Origin of the sequence: Gluconobacter sp. (assembly GCF_047722525.1) — a bacterium.
Lineage (GTDB): Bacteria > Pseudomonadota > Alphaproteobacteria > Acetobacterales > Acetobacteraceae > Gluconobacter.
In genome coordinates this window covers 120,294-136,260 of record NZ_JBDNYY010000009.1, presented here as the reverse complement: position 1 = coordinate 136,260, position 15,967 = coordinate 120,294, and the positions used below count along the sequence as shown (strand labels likewise).

Annotated in this window: 12 protein-coding genes and 1 pseudogene; 4 read left to right on the top strand and 9 right to left on the bottom strand. The window is 54.9% G+C overall.

All coding sequences use genetic code 11. The features are described 5' to 3' along the window. On the bottom strand, positions 1-196 hold a 196-nt coding region (locus tag ABF859_RS10490; protein ID WP_415527723.1), incomplete at its 3' end, for a hypothetical protein. Positions 197-403: 207 nt separating this feature from the next. On the opposite strand from ABF859_RS10490, the gene fucP reads away from it, so the two are divergent. Further along, positions 404-1,738: an L-fucose:H+ symporter permease gene (fucP, locus tag ABF859_RS10485; protein ID WP_415527722.1), complete on the top strand. Its 1,335-nt coding sequence runs from the start codon at positions 404-406 to the stop codon at positions 1,736-1,738. A 182-nt stretch (positions 1,739-1,920) separates the two neighbouring features. Here fucP and ABF859_RS10480 read toward each other — a convergent pair whose 3' ends face one another. Then, positions 1,921-2,580 carry an epoxyqueuosine reductase QueH gene (locus ABF859_RS10480; protein ID WP_415527721.1) on the bottom strand — a complete coding sequence of 220 codons (660 nt, stop codon included), beginning with the start codon at positions 2,578-2,580 and terminating at the stop codon, positions 1,921-1,923. A gap of 126 nt (positions 2,581-2,706) precedes the next feature. Further along, positions 2,707-3,036, bottom strand: a pseudogene (locus ABF859_RS10475) (5-methyltetrahydropteroyltriglutamate--homocysteine S-methyltransferase); the annotation flags it as partial. Between the two features lie 95 nt (positions 3,037-3,131). On the opposite strand from ABF859_RS10475, the gene ABF859_RS10470 reads away from it, so the two are divergent. After that, positions 3,132-4,031, top strand: coding sequence for a LysR substrate-binding domain-containing protein (locus ABF859_RS10470; RefSeq protein ID WP_415527720.1), 900 nt, complete (start codon positions 3,132-3,134; stop codon positions 4,029-4,031). A gap of 188 nt (positions 4,032-4,219) precedes the next feature. Here the strand turns inward: ABF859_RS10470 and fdhD are convergent, their stop codons facing one another. The 6 genes from fdhD to ABF859_RS10440 all read right to left on the bottom strand — a co-directional run bounded on the left by fdhD (position 4,220) and on the right by ABF859_RS10440 (position 13,983). Continuing rightward, positions 4,220-5,029 carry a formate dehydrogenase accessory sulfurtransferase FdhD gene (gene fdhD / locus ABF859_RS10465; RefSeq protein WP_415527733.1) on the bottom strand — a complete coding sequence of 270 codons (810 nt, stop codon included), beginning with the start codon at positions 5,027-5,029 and terminating at the stop codon, positions 4,220-4,222. Between the two features lie 147 nt (positions 5,030-5,176). Next, a complete protein-coding gene (locus ABF859_RS10460; protein WP_415527719.1) occupies positions 5,177-7,480 on the bottom strand; it encodes an FdhF/YdeP family oxidoreductase in 2,304 nt (767 codons plus the stop codon). 53 nt (positions 7,481-7,533) lie between these two features. After that, positions 7,534-7,983, bottom strand: coding sequence for a nitrate reductase associated protein (locus ABF859_RS10455; protein WP_415527718.1), 450 nt, complete (start codon positions 7,981-7,983; stop codon positions 7,534-7,536). A 322-nt stretch (positions 7,984-8,305) separates the two neighbouring features. Beyond that, positions 8,306-9,244: a cupin gene (locus ABF859_RS10450; protein ID WP_415527717.1), complete on the bottom strand. Its 939-nt coding sequence runs from the start codon at positions 9,242-9,244 to the stop codon at positions 8,306-8,308. A 175-nt stretch (positions 9,245-9,419) separates the two neighbouring features. Further along, positions 9,420-10,349 carry a LysR substrate-binding domain-containing protein gene (locus ABF859_RS10445; protein ID WP_415527716.1) on the bottom strand — a complete coding sequence of 310 codons (930 nt, stop codon included), beginning with the start codon at positions 10,347-10,349 and terminating at the stop codon, positions 9,420-9,422. Between the two features lie 388 nt (positions 10,350-10,737). Next, positions 10,738-13,983, bottom strand: a complete 3,246-nt coding sequence (locus ABF859_RS10440) for a TonB-dependent receptor domain-containing protein (RefSeq protein ID WP_415527715.1) — start codon at positions 13,981-13,983, stop codon at positions 10,738-10,740. A 297-nt stretch (positions 13,984-14,280) separates the two neighbouring features. Between ABF859_RS10440 and ABF859_RS10435 the strand changes: the two genes are divergently transcribed. Together ABF859_RS10435 and ABF859_RS10430 are read left to right on the top strand one after the other, a co-directional pair. After that, complete coding sequence (locus ABF859_RS10435) at positions 14,281-15,075, top strand: helix-turn-helix domain-containing protein (protein WP_415527714.1); 795 nt, start codon at positions 14,281-14,283, stop codon at positions 15,073-15,075. A gap of 201 nt (positions 15,076-15,276) precedes the next feature. Beyond that, complete coding sequence (locus ABF859_RS10430) at positions 15,277-15,951, top strand: TetR/AcrR family transcriptional regulator (protein WP_415527713.1); 675 nt, start codon at positions 15,277-15,279, stop codon at positions 15,949-15,951. Positions 15,952-15,967 lie beyond the last annotated feature (16 nt).

The following is a 15,967-nucleotide window of genomic DNA, read 5'->3' as shown; positions in this document are numbered from 1 at the left end:
CTGTCACCAGTTTCCCATACAGATGGGGTGGGCGGTCGGATGCGGCAAACAGAAAACGATAATCCTTCAAAGAGTGGGGGATATTCCTGGTCAGGTTCGGCTGCGCAATTTGCACAAAGATGTCTCCTGAAATCCTTTCCAACACCATACGGATCGAGGAGAGCAATTTGCAATCGTGCCCCTTCAGATCGGTCATCAGCACGTCCCGCAATCATGGTCTCTATGCAACGTGATCCTCTGGAAGATCAAAGCGGCGAGAAGCACACGAAAAAATACTTTTAAAACAGATTATATGTGATATATCCCCGAATCATAACATGAAACTGATACTGAAAAGTCAGCCTCTCACATAGAGAAGCCAGTTTTGATCTTTAGCGGTAAACGACATTTTGTGAGGCAACCCGTGGCCAAATCCGCTCCTATCGTCCAACTTCAGGACGGCTTTTACCTGAACCGCACGCCCCTACTCGCTTTTGGCCTGCTCTGTTGTCTGTTCTCACTCTGGGGCTGTGCAATGAGCCTCAATGATGTGTTGATTGGACAGTTCCGCAAAGCTTTCATGCTGTCGGATTTTCAGTCAGCTCTCGTGCAGTTCTCATTCTACATCAGCTATTTCGTACTGGGCATTCCAGCTGGCATGATCATCAAACGCTTCAGCTACAAATGGTCGATCCAGCTAGGTCTGCTGCTGTATTTCATTGGGTGTTGTCTGTTCTTCCCTGCGGCCCATTTCGCGACATACCAGATCTTCTTCGTGGCTCTTTTTGTTGTCGCAGCCGGACTGGTCTTTATCGAAACCGCTGCCGATACCTACTGCACACTGCTCGGCCCTCCGGGTCGCGGAACGCATCGCCTTAATTTTGCCAGTGCTTTTCAGCCGATCGGGGCCATTCTCGGCTCCAGCATGGGGGCGTACCTGATTTTCAAGGATGGCGACCTCTCCCGCGAGCAGCTCTCCGCCATGCCAGCCGCGCAGGCTTGGCAGCATCAGCTCGGCATGATTCACGCTACTCTTGAGCCGTATGTCTATGTCCTCGGAGTGCTGCTGATCGTCATGATCGCTATTGGCATTACGCGTTATCCAGCCTGCAAAGGGCGTGATCAGCAGCAGAGTCATGACCTTGATACTGCCGGCGCCCTCAAACGGCTGTTCGCCAACAGGCGCTTCGTCCTCGGTATTCTGACGCAGTTTCTGTATGTCGGCGCACAGGTCGGCGTCTGGAGCTTCATCATCCGCCTCTCCATGCGGCTGGGGCACATCAATGAACGACAGGCCTCCGTGTACCTGATCATGTCATTCTGTGCGTTCTTTGTCGGCAAGCTGGTGGCCAATTTCTTCATGCGCCACGCCAGCCCTGCACGGGTTCTGTTCGTTTACAGTCTGCTCTGCATTGTCGCACTGGGTTATGCGGTGATGGTGCATGATTTCACGGCTGTGTATGCAGCCATCCTTGTCAGTGGATTGCTTGGCCCCTGCTGGCCAACCATCTATGGCCTGACCGTCGATGAGCTTGGTCATGATCGCGCTTACGGCGGATCAATTCTGGTTATGAGCATCAGTGGCGGGGGTATTCTCCCGCTTCTGCAAGGCTATATCTCGGATGCCACTGGCGGAAACATGCAGCTTGCGTACATTGTCCCAATGGGATGCTTCGTCGTGATTGCCATGTTCGCAGCGTACTGCATGAAAAACACGGATGGAGCGGCAGAGTATAGCGTATTCGACGCAACACTCTAGCTCAGGTTCAACGAGACCAGGGCAATATGCAACATGGACATCCCAGACTGTTTTCATCCTCAGGACCGTCATTCTCCAGATCGTCACATGCCAGGGGTGACAATACATTCTCCCCTTGTCCTGTCTCCTTCAAGTCCGTTCCCGCGTCGAGAAATCTCCTCTTGTCCTGCATGGGCATGCGATCAGGCATCGTCGTCCGCTCCGTAATATAATTTTCCGATCTCGATTGCCGCGCGCCCCTTTCTGCGACGATGAGTATTGCTATCCCGCAGCGAATAGGCGCACCCACAGTATTCCTGTTGGTAAAACCTTTCCTGCTTGCTGAGCTCGATCATTCGAGCGGCACCTCCACCCTTGCGCCAGTTGAAATCCCAGTAAGAAAGCCCGTCATAAGGCGTCACCGCACGCTGCCCGCACTCGTTGATCTGCGCCAGATTATTCCACCTCGATATACCTAGCGAACTGGTCATGACCGGGAAATCATGTTCGTGAGCATAAAGGGCCGTGCGTTCAAAGCGCATATCGAAACACATGGTGCAGCGGACCCCGCGTTCTGGCTCCCACTCCATACCCTTTGCGCGAGCGAACCAGTTATCGCGGTCGTAATCAGCATCGATGAAGGACACAAGATGCTTCTCCGCAAACCTGATGTTCTCTTCCTTACGGAGAAGGTATTCCCGCTCCGGATGGATATTCGGATTGTAAAAGAAGATCGTATAATCAATGCCAGACGCCGTCATTGCCTCCATCACTTCACCGGAACATGGCGCGCAGCATGAATGGAGCAATACCTTCCTGTGTCCGTTCGGGGGCGTGAGGATCGGGCGTGAACTCTCATTCATCGGTTATCTCCTTCTGTTCCGGGTGCTCTGTCATATACGGCGCTCACAGAGGTGAGCACGGTTCAGGATGCAGCTAAACGCACGCCCCGTCGTCAGGCCTGATTGTAGTGACACTTTCAGACTGCTTCTTCGCCCAGCCTCCACCATGTTGGTCAGTGCGGGTATCACTTCGCTCCACTGGTGCGTTTTAAGGCCAAAGTCCGGATTGACTCAGAGCCGTTCGGCCGAAATATGTTCTTCCGAGGGGATGCTGGGTGAGTGGATGTCATATACACCTGACCCGATCTGGTTCGGGTAATTGAACATCCCGAATACATCGAGGAGCTCCATATCGGAGCGTGATGTTTCGATGGTGATAACATCGGCATCCATATCCGCGATGGCGGCGATGATATCATGGAACTCTGCGTAACACATATGGGTATGGGTCGTGACCATTGCAGTATGTCCAGATGAATCGTGCAGGTGCCTCACGGTAGAGCTTCATAAAAATGAATGGAAATGATATGTTTTTATGATTGTATAGATTTTATTTATCTATGAGGTGAGGCATGGGTATCCTTGAGCGGAGTCATCTGACGATCATTCAGGAAGTGGCGCGCGAAGGTTCGCTGACAGCGGCCGGGGTAAAGCTGCATCTTACACAGCCGGCGCTCAGCCACGCCATTCGCAAAATCGAAAGCCAGCTTGGTGTAAAAGTATGGCGGCGCGAGGGGCGCTCACTTGTGCTCACCCAGGCTGGTGAGTGGCTATTGTCGCTTGCCAACCGGCTGTTGCCCCAATTTGAACTGGCCGAAAACCGGCTTCAGCAATTCGGTAACGGCGAGCGTGGCACCCTCCGCATCGGCATGGAGTGCCACCCCTGCTATCAGTGGCTCCTGAAAGTGGTCTCTCCCTATCTGGAGAGATGGCCGAAGGTTGATGTGGATGTGCGGCAGAAGTTCCAGTTCGGGGGTATTGGCGCGCTGTTCAGCAATGAGATCGATATCGTGGTTACGCCTGACCCGCTTTACAAACCGGGCCTAAAGTTCACACCGGTTTTTGACTATGAACTGGTACTGGTTGTCGGTCCCCAGCATCCCTTGTGGAATGCAAAATTCGCCGTGCCAGAGCAGCTTGCGGGCGAAACGCTGATCACCTATCCCGTTCCGTCCGAACGCCTTGATATCTACACGCAGTTCCTGCAACCCGCTGGCATTGCCCCTCGGCAGCAGAAACAGATAGAAACCACGGATATCATGCTGGTCATGGTGGCACATGGAAGGGGAGTGGCAGCACTCCCGCGCTGGCTTGTGGAAGAATATTCCTCCCGCTTTGAACTGCACGCGGTAAAGCTCGGGAAAAACGGCATTGCGAAACAGATATTTCTCGGCTATCGCGAAACTGATGAAGAGATTCAGTATCTGAGGGATTTCATCCAGTTTGCCGCTTCGCCGCATCTGGCCATTTAAGAATTGTTTTTGAAATGTCTTCGTATCTTTCTTTATTGATACTGGATATCCCGCTTTGCCAAAGCGAAACAACGCAGATAGATATCTTAATGAAAATTAAATTCATATTTTAACAATTTATTTTTTACTTATGATATATTGTGTATTTCAGAAATAATCTGATGCATTGATCTTCTTTTGCCCTGAATTCATTGAATAATTCGTTCTCCACCGCAGAACACGATCTGCCGGTCGCGGCGCGCAATGGCAACCAGCGTCTGGTTCATCTTTTCCGCAAGCTTATACGCACGATATGTCGGCGCTGAGACGGCAGCAACAATAGCGATGCCCGCACGCAGCGTTTTCAGTGCCATTTCAAACGAATAGCGACTGGTCAGAAGGCAGACGCCGTTCTGTGTGGTCAAACCATCACGCAGACGGGCGCCGATCAGTTTGTCCAGAGCGGTGTGCCGGCCGACGTCTTCCCGGATCATCTGGATATGCCCGTCAGCGTCAGCCCATGCCGCTGCATGAACCATCCGGGTCACGGCATTGAGTTTCTGCCACGCATCAAGATCGTTCAGGGCCCTGCGAAGCGCATCGATCGTAATCGTGTGCGCTAGCGGCAAAGCACAATCCTTAGTCATCTCCACCGATGGCACAGCTTCGCTGCCACAGATCCCACAACTCGTATGCCCTATCTGCGCCCGGGGACGACGCCTCAGCAGGGCTGTCAGGCAGTTTCCAGCAATCGTTATGTCCACCGCGAGACCATCGTCAGTATGCGTGATAGCGACAGAGCGTATCTGCTCTGCGGACTGGATGATTTCTTCTGTCAGGCAAAAACCATATGCAAAATCTTCCAGATGATCAGGTGTCATCATCATAACGCCATAAGGAAAAATCTCGTTGAAATTCAGGCTTATGGGAACTTCATCCGCGATATTCAGCGAGAAATTTGCTTCCGGCAGACCGAGAGGTGTCACCTTTATCACATGGAACAGTGCGTCTTTAAGCATACACTCTCTCCCGCCCTCACCGATGCTGAAATCAAACCGGAAGGTATGGTGTTTTCCGTGGTGACAGTTACCATCCATCGGAACATTCATCTTTAGAATATGGATCAAGATAGGCCATGTGCTCATTCTGCCTTCTGCCGGATTCCGTTACCCCGCAAAGCGCATAGGCACCCCCGATGCGACGCTGGGTACGACCCTGACCGGAATGGATTTTGCGGCCGGTGTACCACTGATCCCGTCGAAATAGCCAAGCGGCAGCAGCGGATTGAGTTCCGGATAATACCCGGCGATCGCGCCCCGCGGCATTGGATAGTCGATCACCGTAAGGCCATCGACATAGCGGCGATACCCATCGTCACTATAAGTCTCAAGTCCGATGACCGCCCCGTTTTCAAGCGCCCGGTCCTTCATGTCGTCCCTGTTCATGAAGATTACGAGACGATTGTTGTAAACGCCGCGATAGCGATCATTATTGCTGTAGATCGTCGTATTGTACTGATCGTGCGAGCGGATTGTCGCCAGACGAAGCATGGCCTTGTCTTCGACGGGCACATTGGCTTCCAGACCCGGAAGCACGAGGAAATTGGCCTTGCCATTGGGCGTCTTCCAGATCCGGTGACGCGGCGGGATGTCCAGGTGGAAACCTTTGGAATTTTTGATCCGTTCGGAAAAATCCGAATAGATCGCCGGATAGACCTCGGCGATTTTGTCACGGATCAGGCCGTAATCCGCCATATAAAGGGACCAGGGAATTTTCGATTTTGGCAGTGTCGCCATTGCCATGCGGCAGACAATTTCCGTTTCCGGCAGAACATCCGGCGTCACAGGCTCGAATACGCCCCGCGATGCCGTCACGTTCGACATGGCATCCTCGATAGTCACAAACTGCTCGCCAGCCGTTGTGCGGATGATCTCCGAACGGGCCACAACCGGCAGGATGAGAGCATCCCGGCCATGGATCAGATGCCCACGATTGAGTTTTGTGGCGATCCCGACAGTCAGATTGAGCTTTGCCATTGCCGCATAGGAACGCTCGGTATCCGGAACGGCGCGGGCGAAATTGCCCCCCAGGCCGATAAAGACTTTTGCCGTGCCGGCTTCCATGGCCTCAAGGGCCTCAACCACATGGTGGCCGTGCTCACGCGGCGGCTCGAACCCGAACACATCGCGTACCCGATCAAGATAGTCCTGCGTCGGTTTTTCGTCGATGCCGACGGTACGATCACCCTGCACATTGGAGTGACCCCGGATCGGCGCAACGCCCGCACCGGGTTTGCCAAAATTGCCGCGCAGCATGAGCAGACTGGCAATCTGCTGCACCAGGCGCGCACCCTCCTGATGCTGCGTAATGCCCATGCCATAGCAGATGATCGTCGCGCGGGATTTCTGATAGATCCCCGCGATCCGCCGGATCTGCTCCTCCGAAATGCCCGAAATCCGGGTAATATCCGACCACGAGCAGCCCATCACATCGGCCCGCAAAGCGTCGAAGCCAACCGTATGCTGATTGATGAAGTCCATGTCGAGGGCAGCCTCCCCCGCGTCTTCGGCTTCAAACAGCACCTTCATCATACCCTTGAAGATGGCAAGGTCACCACCGATCCGCACATGTACGAATTCGCTCGAAACCGGCGTTGACCCGAAGGTCGCCATCTGGAGCATGTCCTGCGGCTCGGTGAAGCGGATCAGTGCGCGTTCGGGCATCGGATTGATGAGTACGATCGGCACGCCACGCTTTCGCGCATCGACGAGGTTCGTCATCATACGCGGCGAATTGGTCCCCGTATTCTGCCCAATGACGAAGATCGCCTCGGCATGCTCAAAATCGGCCATGACGATCGTGCCCTTGCCGATGCCAATGGCTGGCATAAGGCCACGGCTGCTCGGCTCATGACACATGTTTGAGCAGTCCGGAAAATTATTGGTACCGTATTCCCGGATAAAAATTGAATAGAGAAAAGCCGTCTCGTTGGCAGTACGCCCCGAGGTATAAAACTCCGCCTGATTTGGACTATCAAGCGCCTGAAGATGCTGTCCGATCAGCGCAAACGCATCGTCCCACGAAACCGGTATGTATTTGTCGGTCTTCGGATCATATTGCATGGGTTCGGTCAGACGACCCTGCATTTCCAACCAGTAGTCGCTTTGTTCCATCAACTCCGTAACGGTGTATTTTTCAAAAAAGGCGCGGGTCACCCGTGCCTTGGTGGCCTCATGCGCCAGCGCCTTTGCCCCATTCTCACAGAATTCCAGCTTCTTGTGATGGTCCGCATCGGGAAAAGCACAGCTCGGACATTTGAAGCCACCGGGCTGGTTCATGGACAGGAGACCCCGCGAGCCCTTGACGAGCACGCTCTGCTCCATGAGCACCTTTGCGGTGGCCCCGGCCGCCCCCCACCCACCGGCAGGATGATGGTACGGCTTGAATGAAGCTTCTTTTTCTTTGCTCATGATCGCGCCTCTCTCGGTCGCAGTCGGGTTCGCGAAATAAAGAACCGTATTGACTAGAGGATCCCGAATTCCTGCATCGCGGGAACAAAATTTTCATTCTCGTGCTTTGATCGCGCGAGTTTGACCAAAGCGAAGCGCTGTAGTGGTGTCAGGGCCTTCCATTGCGCCGCTGTGGGTGCAGCCACCCCGTCTGCCAGGGCCTGCCCCTTCACCATTTCCGGTATCCGGGTCGCCTCCTGCCAGTCTTCAAAACTTTGCGTCGCAAGCCATACCGGCGGTTCATCACTTCGTGCCTCAATCAGTTGCACGACAAACCCGCGATACACGTCCTGTTCCGCGGATGTTTCACAGGGGAGTTCCGCAAGCTGGCCCCGCTCCTCCCGCGTAAAACGGCTCCATTGCCGCAGACTGAGTTTCACTCCGACAAGATCAAGCTTCTGCCGGGCAATCATCGGAATACAACGAAGCGACGCGGAAAAATCGCGTTCAAATCTGAAGATCATCAAAGTAAATCCCGATTTACTCATATTGGTTTGTAGCAGCCACGCCTTCTGCTTCCTGCGTCACCTGATTACTCAGGAAGCAGAGAAACAAAGACAGAATGCAAAACAATAAAAAGACATCTCCGGAAGAACTGACGAAAGGACCCTCCGGCAAAAATTCTCGAAACCCGGAACTGCATGGGCATCAGGGCGGATCTGCTCAGGTGACAGGAACCATCTGCCCCGTGTCTTGCTCGACAGCTTGCCTCAGGTTGCACCACAGCTCTTCCGCGATCGTCCGAGGTGTGCAGGGTGTAATATCATCCCCTGCACACCCCACTCGTCAGGCGAACCGGATGTCCAGCGTCCGCAGATATGTCTGCAGACCAGCATCCTGAATGGGAATCAGGCGCGCTTCGGAAGCCGATTCATTGAAATGGGCGTGCCAGTAACCCGGCGGCGTCACGAAAGCGCAGCCCGTCTCCCAGTCGACGCGGACGGGATTGACGATCCGCCCTTCTTCATCAAGTTCCGTGCCCACCAGGGAATAACAGCCGGGTTCGCAATCGGCGATATAGTCGAGCGCAATCGACTGATGACGATGCGGCTTCTGTTCGGTCCCTGCCCCGATCGTCCCATACATTGCCCAGAGCGTATGGGTCACGGTCCGGGTCAGCGGAAACTCGTCTGCACCCAGCAGAACACTGATACGGCTGCGTTCAGCGGCAGCGGGAGAATGCTTCACACGGTCGAGTTCCCGGTTCGCATCCGCTGCCCGGAACAGGACGGGACGGAAACGGGCGGTATCGACGCTCACGCCAAGATAAGTCAGCAGCGGCGCATCATGGACGGCGTAAAGCGCAGCATCGGTTGAGGCTTCAAGGCTAATGCCGTCGAGAGCCGGAACCGCAAAGAAATCACCATGCGACCATTCGAAAGACGCCGAACCGTTGCGCGCCCGACCATGACCGCGAATGACGTAGAACACGATCGACGTCGCATTCGGAGCCATCTCGATCCGATCTCCCGCATTGATGCGGACGAAATTGGCGCAAAGATCAGGTCCCGTCGCAGGGCTTGGACATTTCAGTTCCACACTCAGATCAAGAGGAATGATCCGGCTCTCACCGTCCGCATAGAGTGACGGCGAAAAGAAATGATATGGAACCCGCGGGGTCAAACTCGGCCGGATGGGATTGGCGGCCTTGCTGTATTCGTAGAAATGTCCCGAGGAAACGGCGTCATTTGTGTCGCTCTTGCGATCAATCGTCAGACTGTCCATTTTGATCTCCATTATTTCGTGAAGCCCAATAAGGTCACGCAATGAATCCCATAGCGGGTCTGACATTGATCCAGCTACGTGGCGGGCGGCAAAGGACTTTTGCCGAAATTGCCATGCACGATCCTGCCGGAAGTTCGCCCATGATCGGCAGGAAGATCGAAGTGTCCCGTCCCTGTTATCCCTGCTCCCAGTACAGGGGGTCCTTAAATTTCCTGCTCATAAAATGGATGAAGCTTTTAACTTTCGGAGCTACGACTTTTTTGGGCGGGTAGACCGCCCATATGGCGCGTTCCGCACCCGGCGAGAGCCCCCACTCGAAATCGGCCAGTAGCCGCACAAGCCTCCCTTCCCGTATCTCTTTGCCAATCAGCCAGTTGGGAAGGAGTGCAAGACCAATCCCGCGGAGCGTAGCCTCCAGAAGGGCTTCGGAATCATTGGCTTTCATCAGACCGGCCACGGTCAGTTTCTCAAACGGAGAGTCCGGTTGATGGGCATGCCTGTAGTACCAGGCGTTGCCCGAATGAAGGGTGAACAGAAGGCAGCTATGGGCAAATAAATCCTCCGGCACTTCAGGTGCGCCTGCCTTCCCGATATAATCGGGCGTTCCCACAACCATGCGCGACTGCGCGGCCAGTCGCTTTGCAACAAGACTGGAATCAGGGAGAGCACCGATGCGGATTGCAACATCCGCACCACTTTCAATGAGGTCGACTGTCGTATCCGTCAGTGTCACATCGACGCGGATATCGGGAAACGCAGCCAGAAACTCCGCCATGTAAGGTATGATATGGCGACGTCCGAAAGCTGTAGGAGCATTAATCCGCAGCAGCCCTCGGGGCGAAGAATTATGCAGTGTTATCTCTTCACGGGCCTGATCAAGAGCCGTCATGATCAGACTGGCGCGCTCCTGAAGCAGGGTCCCGGCCTCCGTCAGGTGAAGACCGCGTGTCGTCCGGTTGAACAGCGCAGCGCCCAGATCGACTTCCAGGCGACTGATGTGACGGGAAACCGTGGAAACTTCCATGCCCAGTTCAGCCGCAACACCGGAAAAGCTCCTGATCTGACTCGCACGCAGGAAAACGCGTAAGCCGGTAAAGTAATCCACAAGCCAGAGTCTCCGGGTTTCCTCTCAGGTTCCTCAGCAAAGCCCGTGCTTCGGCCTTCTTCCCTGCCTTGATGCGCAGACTGATGTCGCCTGTGACATCCACGATTTCAAGCTGCCTGAGTGAGGTTCACCACTTTAATCGTCAGACGCCATTTTTGACGGGCCTTGCCAGTCGTTAAATCCTGCGGGTAGGCGATTATTGGCTCTTAACCCAATAGATTTAAGTTGAATTGACAAAAGGGCTCTCAGACGCCCTGAGACCTGCTTTGTCCCGGAACACACGACTGTAGTCTACAGACTTCCAGCGGGACGCCACATGGGGTCAGGACAGCAAGCCTGTGGAAAGGCCAGCCGTCCTGCTGGAAATACGACGGAAGAAAGTCGATATTCAGAATTCGGCACTGATATCGAGCTTGAAGGAACGTCCGATAATGCCTTCCCAGTAGCGGGACGTGCTTCCGGTATAGGGAAACTGCGGACGGGCATCGAAAACGTTGTTCATGACGAAATTGGCATTGTAATGCTTCATGAACGTGTATCCCGTCGTCATGTTGAACAGGAAGTACTGGTTGTAATACGGATATTCATACTCACTGACAGGCACATTCGGGCTGACGCGGGACTTCCCGTAATACATCATCTGCCACTGGAAATAGAGCGGACCGCGAGTGTAGTTGAAATTGGCCGTGAAATTGTCCTTAGGGCTACCGGAACCGCCCAGTTCGTTCTGCAGGCTTCCGGAACCGACCTGATAGGCATGGTAGAACTGGTGCAGGTAGTTGAGGGAAATCCCGACCTCACCGGCATTGGGAGAGAGACCCACGGTAGTCAGTGGCATGTCATATCGCAGGTTTGCCTGAAGGCCGCGGAAATGCTCGCTGGCGATGTTGTAATAGCCTTCGGAGAAGTTCGTAATCTCGTGTGTAGCAGGGTCGCGGGTAAACTGGTTGCACCAACTGTTGTTTGGATAAGATGCAGAATCATAGCAGGCATCCATCAGGTCGCCGACGCCCAGTTCGGTAATCTCATGCTTGATCAGGATATCCACATAGTCGGCCTGGATCATCAGTCCGCGAACAGGACGTGGACGGATCAAGACGCCGCCTGTGAAGCTGTTGGCGGCCTCGTTCTGAAGATGCGTATTGCCGCCCGATGTACCCAGAACGGAACTGGATGAAATCCGGGACACAAACCCCTTTGGAACGCCTGCCTTTGCACAGTTGGCCGCACGGATGGCAGGGCTTGATCCGCCATTGATGGAACCATAGTCGCATGGATCGGCGGCGTCATCGTAGACAGAAGCGTGAGGAGCAAACAGTTCCGTGACGGACGGTGCGCGCAGGGAGCGGGTGTAGTTACCGCGGAAGGTGATATCGCGCGTCGGGGAATAGGCCGCGCCGGCCGTCCAGGTCCAGAAACCGCCGGTCATGCTGTTATAGACATACCGTCCCGCACTGTGCAGGGCGAGGTTGTAGACGCCAGCGACATGCATCCGGGGCGAGACCAGCGGAGCATCCAGTTCTCCGAAAGCTTCATGAGTATGATAGGCGCCGTTGACGGCCGTTTCGCACACACTGTTCCCGTAGGGTGTGCAGGTTCCGTCCGCCTGGATCTGCCCCGTCTTGAACGTGCCCGGATTGAACTGGAAACCTTCGCGACGGTGCTCATAGCCGAGCACGAAGGACAGCGCACCGGCGGGAAGCTGGACGATCTTGCCTTTCACATCCGCCACGATGTCGAACTGCGAGTTCACCTGATTCGTGCGGCTGACGGCAGTGACGTAGTTGACGGCTTCCTGACTGGCCTGATTGACGCCGAAAAGATTAAGCGGAGCACAGGTTTCGCTTTTGGTGGCGATGGTGGCATTCGTATAGCCGGGCGCGCAGGTAATGGCGCCGCCGGCACCCTGCACCGCATTGACGGCATTGAACAGGTTCTGCGTCACAATCTGGCTCTGGCTGGTCGAAGCGAGGGAACGACCATAGGTACCGCTCACTTCCCACTGGAAATTGCGGTGCAGGAAATTGAAGTCCCCGTTCAGCCCCGCGACCGTCCGGAAGAGCTGTTCGTCAGTGGTGTAGGCTCCAGAGTACAGATCCGTGTTGGCACGGTTGAGATAGAAGGTGTCCGTCGGCTGTTTGGCCTTGGCCAGCGCACTCACGATCGTGGCCCGTTCTTCCGTGGTCAGATACGGATTGTCCGTGCTCATGATCAGGGAGCCGTTCTTGGCACCGGCTTTTCCGTGGGCATAGGCGCTGTAATATGGCGAATGAGCAGTGTTGGTCGAGATCGTGTGGCCGTACCAGCCTTCCCAGGACGCATGAAGATGATCGGTGATGTCGTAATGGGCAAGACTGGTCAGGGACAGGCGCTGCTGATCGACAATCAGATTGTTGTAATTCGCCGTGGCGAAGCCATTGCCGCCTGCAACATTGGTCGAGCTCTTGGTGGCATGATCGTAGGTTTCAGGAATCAGTGACTTGCCATCATTGCTGAAGACCATCGAACTGCCGGTTGGAGAACGGATACCATCATAATTGACACCGTATTTGTTGGCGTATCCGTCCTTGATTGTCGGAATGCCCGCAGCCGTATAGGTCGGCTCCCGCGAGCCCTGCGACAGGACGTAGCTGTACGGGCCACTGGTGGCACGGGAGAAATAGTAGCTGTTTGCCCCGGTCCAGGGTGTGTCTGAAGCCTTCATGCCGAACTGCTGGTTATATTCGGCGCCGAAAACGACCGATCCCTTGTCATGGTCAAAATGGTGACCGGCTGCGAGCGAAAGGCGATAGCTGATGTCCTGCAGGCGCTGGGACCAGCCGGACTGGCCATCAAGCTTGATGCCCTGATACCGGTCATCCATCTTGATGTTGACGGTGCCTGCAATGGCATCGGAACCATAAACCGGCGCGCCACCGACAGATACGGTTTCCACTTTCTTGACCAGCGCCGATGGGATCATGGAGAAATCGACGGGCGAACCGCTGGCAGCACCGAAAATCGACGATGTGGCCGAAGAGACGAAACGGTGGCCATTCACGAGCGTCAGGGTCCGCTGCGACCCCAGATTGTACATATTGACGTAGGTCTGGCCTGCACCGTTCGACCCCTGGCTGCCGATCGGGCTATTATCCGGTACCCCGAAGCTGGGATTTTCCTGCATGAGTGCCAGGCCGACATTCGTATAGCCGCGTTTTTTGATCTGCTCTGCGTCCATGGTGGTGACGGGCTGGACTTCGGAAATACTGTTGGTGGTAAGACGCGAGCCCGTTACGAGAATGTTTTCCGTTCCACCCTGCCCGGTCTCGGCAAGAACCGCCGCACGCTCCCCTCTGGACGGAGCGACTGAAGGCGGTGTGGTGGCTACAACAGAAGTCGCCTGCGGTGCCCCACCCGGAGAGACGGAAGATGTGGTCTTCACCATCTTGCGGGCATGTGTCTGCGCGGCTTTTTTCTGGGCTGTTCTGCTGTGAATGCCAGGCTGCGCGTCGGGTCCTTTCGTACCGGCGCTGACCGCGGCTGTCGCCGGCTCAGCAAGCGCGGCGCCGGGGAGCAGCACTTCAAAGCTGGCTCCCAGAATTGTACCCGCGAAAAACCATATCTTTCGCGAAGAAAGAGAGCCAGTACCAGCCATCGAAACCCTCCTGAATGTCAGTCATGCCTGTGGGAGCGCGTGACATCATCCATCACGCCACATAAACATTATGTTGCATTTAAGCATCGAAACTTTGATCGACTCAATTTTGCTAGTGATATATTTCTGTTGCGATATGATGCTGAAAAAGCATCAGGTAGCATCAGTTTTGAGATATTATGCGCTTTACTCAGGAGGACCCCTCCCTTACCGAAGCTTCCGAGCCGGTTTTGAAGAAGGGAAGAGTCAGGATCATTTCATATCCTGAGGAGACGCTATATTGCCGAGTTGAAATCAATGAGTGAAAATCATTCTCCCCAGACCGATCTGGCTCTCAATCTGCGTTATCTGAGTGGGTTTTACCGTTCGATTGCCGATGTCTGCCGTCGCGTTGACATCAACCGCAGCCAGTTCAACAAATACCTCTCAGGTCTGGCGCAGCCCTCTCCCTTCATCATGCGGAAACTGAGCGATTTCTTCGGTGTGGAAGAGTACGAGCTGCGGATGCCGCACGCGCAGATGCTGGCTCTCATGGAGAAGCGCCCGGATCGGCGGAGGAATGACGCCGAGACGGCCCTTCCAGCCGAGGCTGGCGATATCCGCAAAGCCCAGATTCATCTTGGTATCTACCGATGCTACAAGATGTCCATGCGAAGCCCCCGTCAGGTCATCGCTTCACTGATGAATATTTACAGGTTCAAAGGTCGGATCTGCGTCAGTTACATCGAGAAAGCCGGCAAGCGGAAACACCGTTACCGCGGAACCTTCAGCTACCTGGGGGAGCGGATTTTCATCACCTGCCGGGATACGCTCTTTTCATCGGAAGTCACGTCTTTCGTCCTGTTTCCCAGTTCTTCCCGGACTGTTCAGACCCTGTCCGGCCTATGTCTCGGCGCCGCTTCCGATAATAGCCGTGTTCCAACATGTGTCCGCATCGTGCTGCAACCCCTGAGAGGGGATATAAACCTCAGACAGGAACTTTGGGAATGCACAAACCTGAAACTGGACAACCCCAGGATCTCGGACAGTATCCGTTGCCTGTTGTCTGAAAATGACAATGATCCGGGAATACTGAAAGCAATCTCCATTTAAAATGAGAGACAATTGACCTTCTAATAAAGGTCTCAGTCCGAAGCGTCTGACTGACGGCCAGATAGGAACCGGACGGATTCAGCCTCTCCCCGATCCACATACAGCCTCCGCGATTCACCCCACACTTGCGAGACTGAACCGTCTCGTCTACCAACAGCCGATCATCCTGACGTTCTACAGACGCCCGCAAGGAGGCATGGCATGGCTACGAAACGGTATGGAGGACGGCCTGACACCAGGATGTCCGAAGAGCTTGATGCCCTGATCCTGCAAACCGCTGTGCATCTGTTCGGTGAAAAGGGTTATGCCGCGACCTCGATGGAGCAGATTGCCGCCGTCGCACAGGTGGGCAAACAGACCATCTATCGGCGTCATGCCTCCAAGGAGGTCCTGTTCAAGACGGTCATCACGGAGCTCGGCCAAAGCCTTCTTGTCGCGGCGGCCCCTCCCGAGGATATGGTTTCGACAGACCCTCTTCTGGCCCTGCGCCAGACCATGCGCATGCTTCTGGACCTCGTCCTGCAACCTGAAACGGTCGCTCTGAGCCGGACCTTCATCGCCGAAGGCTGGCGCTTCCCCGATCTGGTGGAACATGCAGGCGCGCATATTTTCGAGCCTCTGGAAAACCTTACGTTCGAGCTTCTGGGCAGTGTCGAAAAAGCCGGCCTTCTGAACAGGACCTGTGGCCGGGAAGAAACAAGCCGGACACTTTCTGCACTGCTTCTGAGCTGGCCCCACCAGCAGAGGCTTTTTGGCCGGAACGTTCTGATGACAGCGCAGGAACGGGACGACTATCTTGAACATTCATGGAATGCCGTCATGGGAGGGATCCTCTCGACGCCCCATCCCGACGGCAGGACGGAGACGCCCCGATGACAGGTCAAGCATGCAG

Bases quoted from the DNA above. Each gene is read 5' to 3' on its own strand.
- ABF859_RS10455 (WP_415527718.1), bottom strand. From the start codon at position 7,983: ATGATCTTCAGATTTGAACGCGATTTTTCCGCGTCGCTTCGTTGTATT.
- fdhD (WP_415527733.1), bottom strand. From the start codon at position 5,029: ATGCTTAAAGACGCACTGTTCCATGTGATAAAGGTGACACCTCTCGGT.
- ABF859_RS10450 (WP_415527717.1), bottom strand. From the start codon at position 9,244: ATGGACAGTCTGACGATTGATCGCAAGAGCGACACAAATGACGCCGTT.
- ABF859_RS10440 (WP_415527715.1), bottom strand. From the start codon at position 13,983: ATGGCTGGTACTGGCTCTCTTTCTTCGCGAAAGATATGGTTTTTCGCG.
- ABF859_RS10480 (WP_415527721.1), bottom strand. From the start codon at position 2,580: ATGAATGAGAGTTCACGCCCGATCCTCACGCCCCCGAACGGACACAGG.
- ABF859_RS10435 (WP_415527714.1), top strand. From the start codon at position 14,281: ATGAGTGAAAATCATTCTCCCCAGACCGATCTGGCTCTCAATCTGCGT.
- ABF859_RS10470 (WP_415527720.1), top strand. From the start codon at position 3,132: ATGGGTATCCTTGAGCGGAGTCATCTGACGATCATTCAGGAAGTGGCG.
- ABF859_RS10460 (WP_415527719.1), bottom strand. From the start codon at position 7,480: ATGAGCAAAGAAAAAGAAGCTTCATTCAAGCCGTACCATCATCCTGCC.
- ABF859_RS10430 (WP_415527713.1), top strand. From the start codon at position 15,277: ATGGCTACGAAACGGTATGGAGGACGGCCTGACACCAGGATGTCCGAA.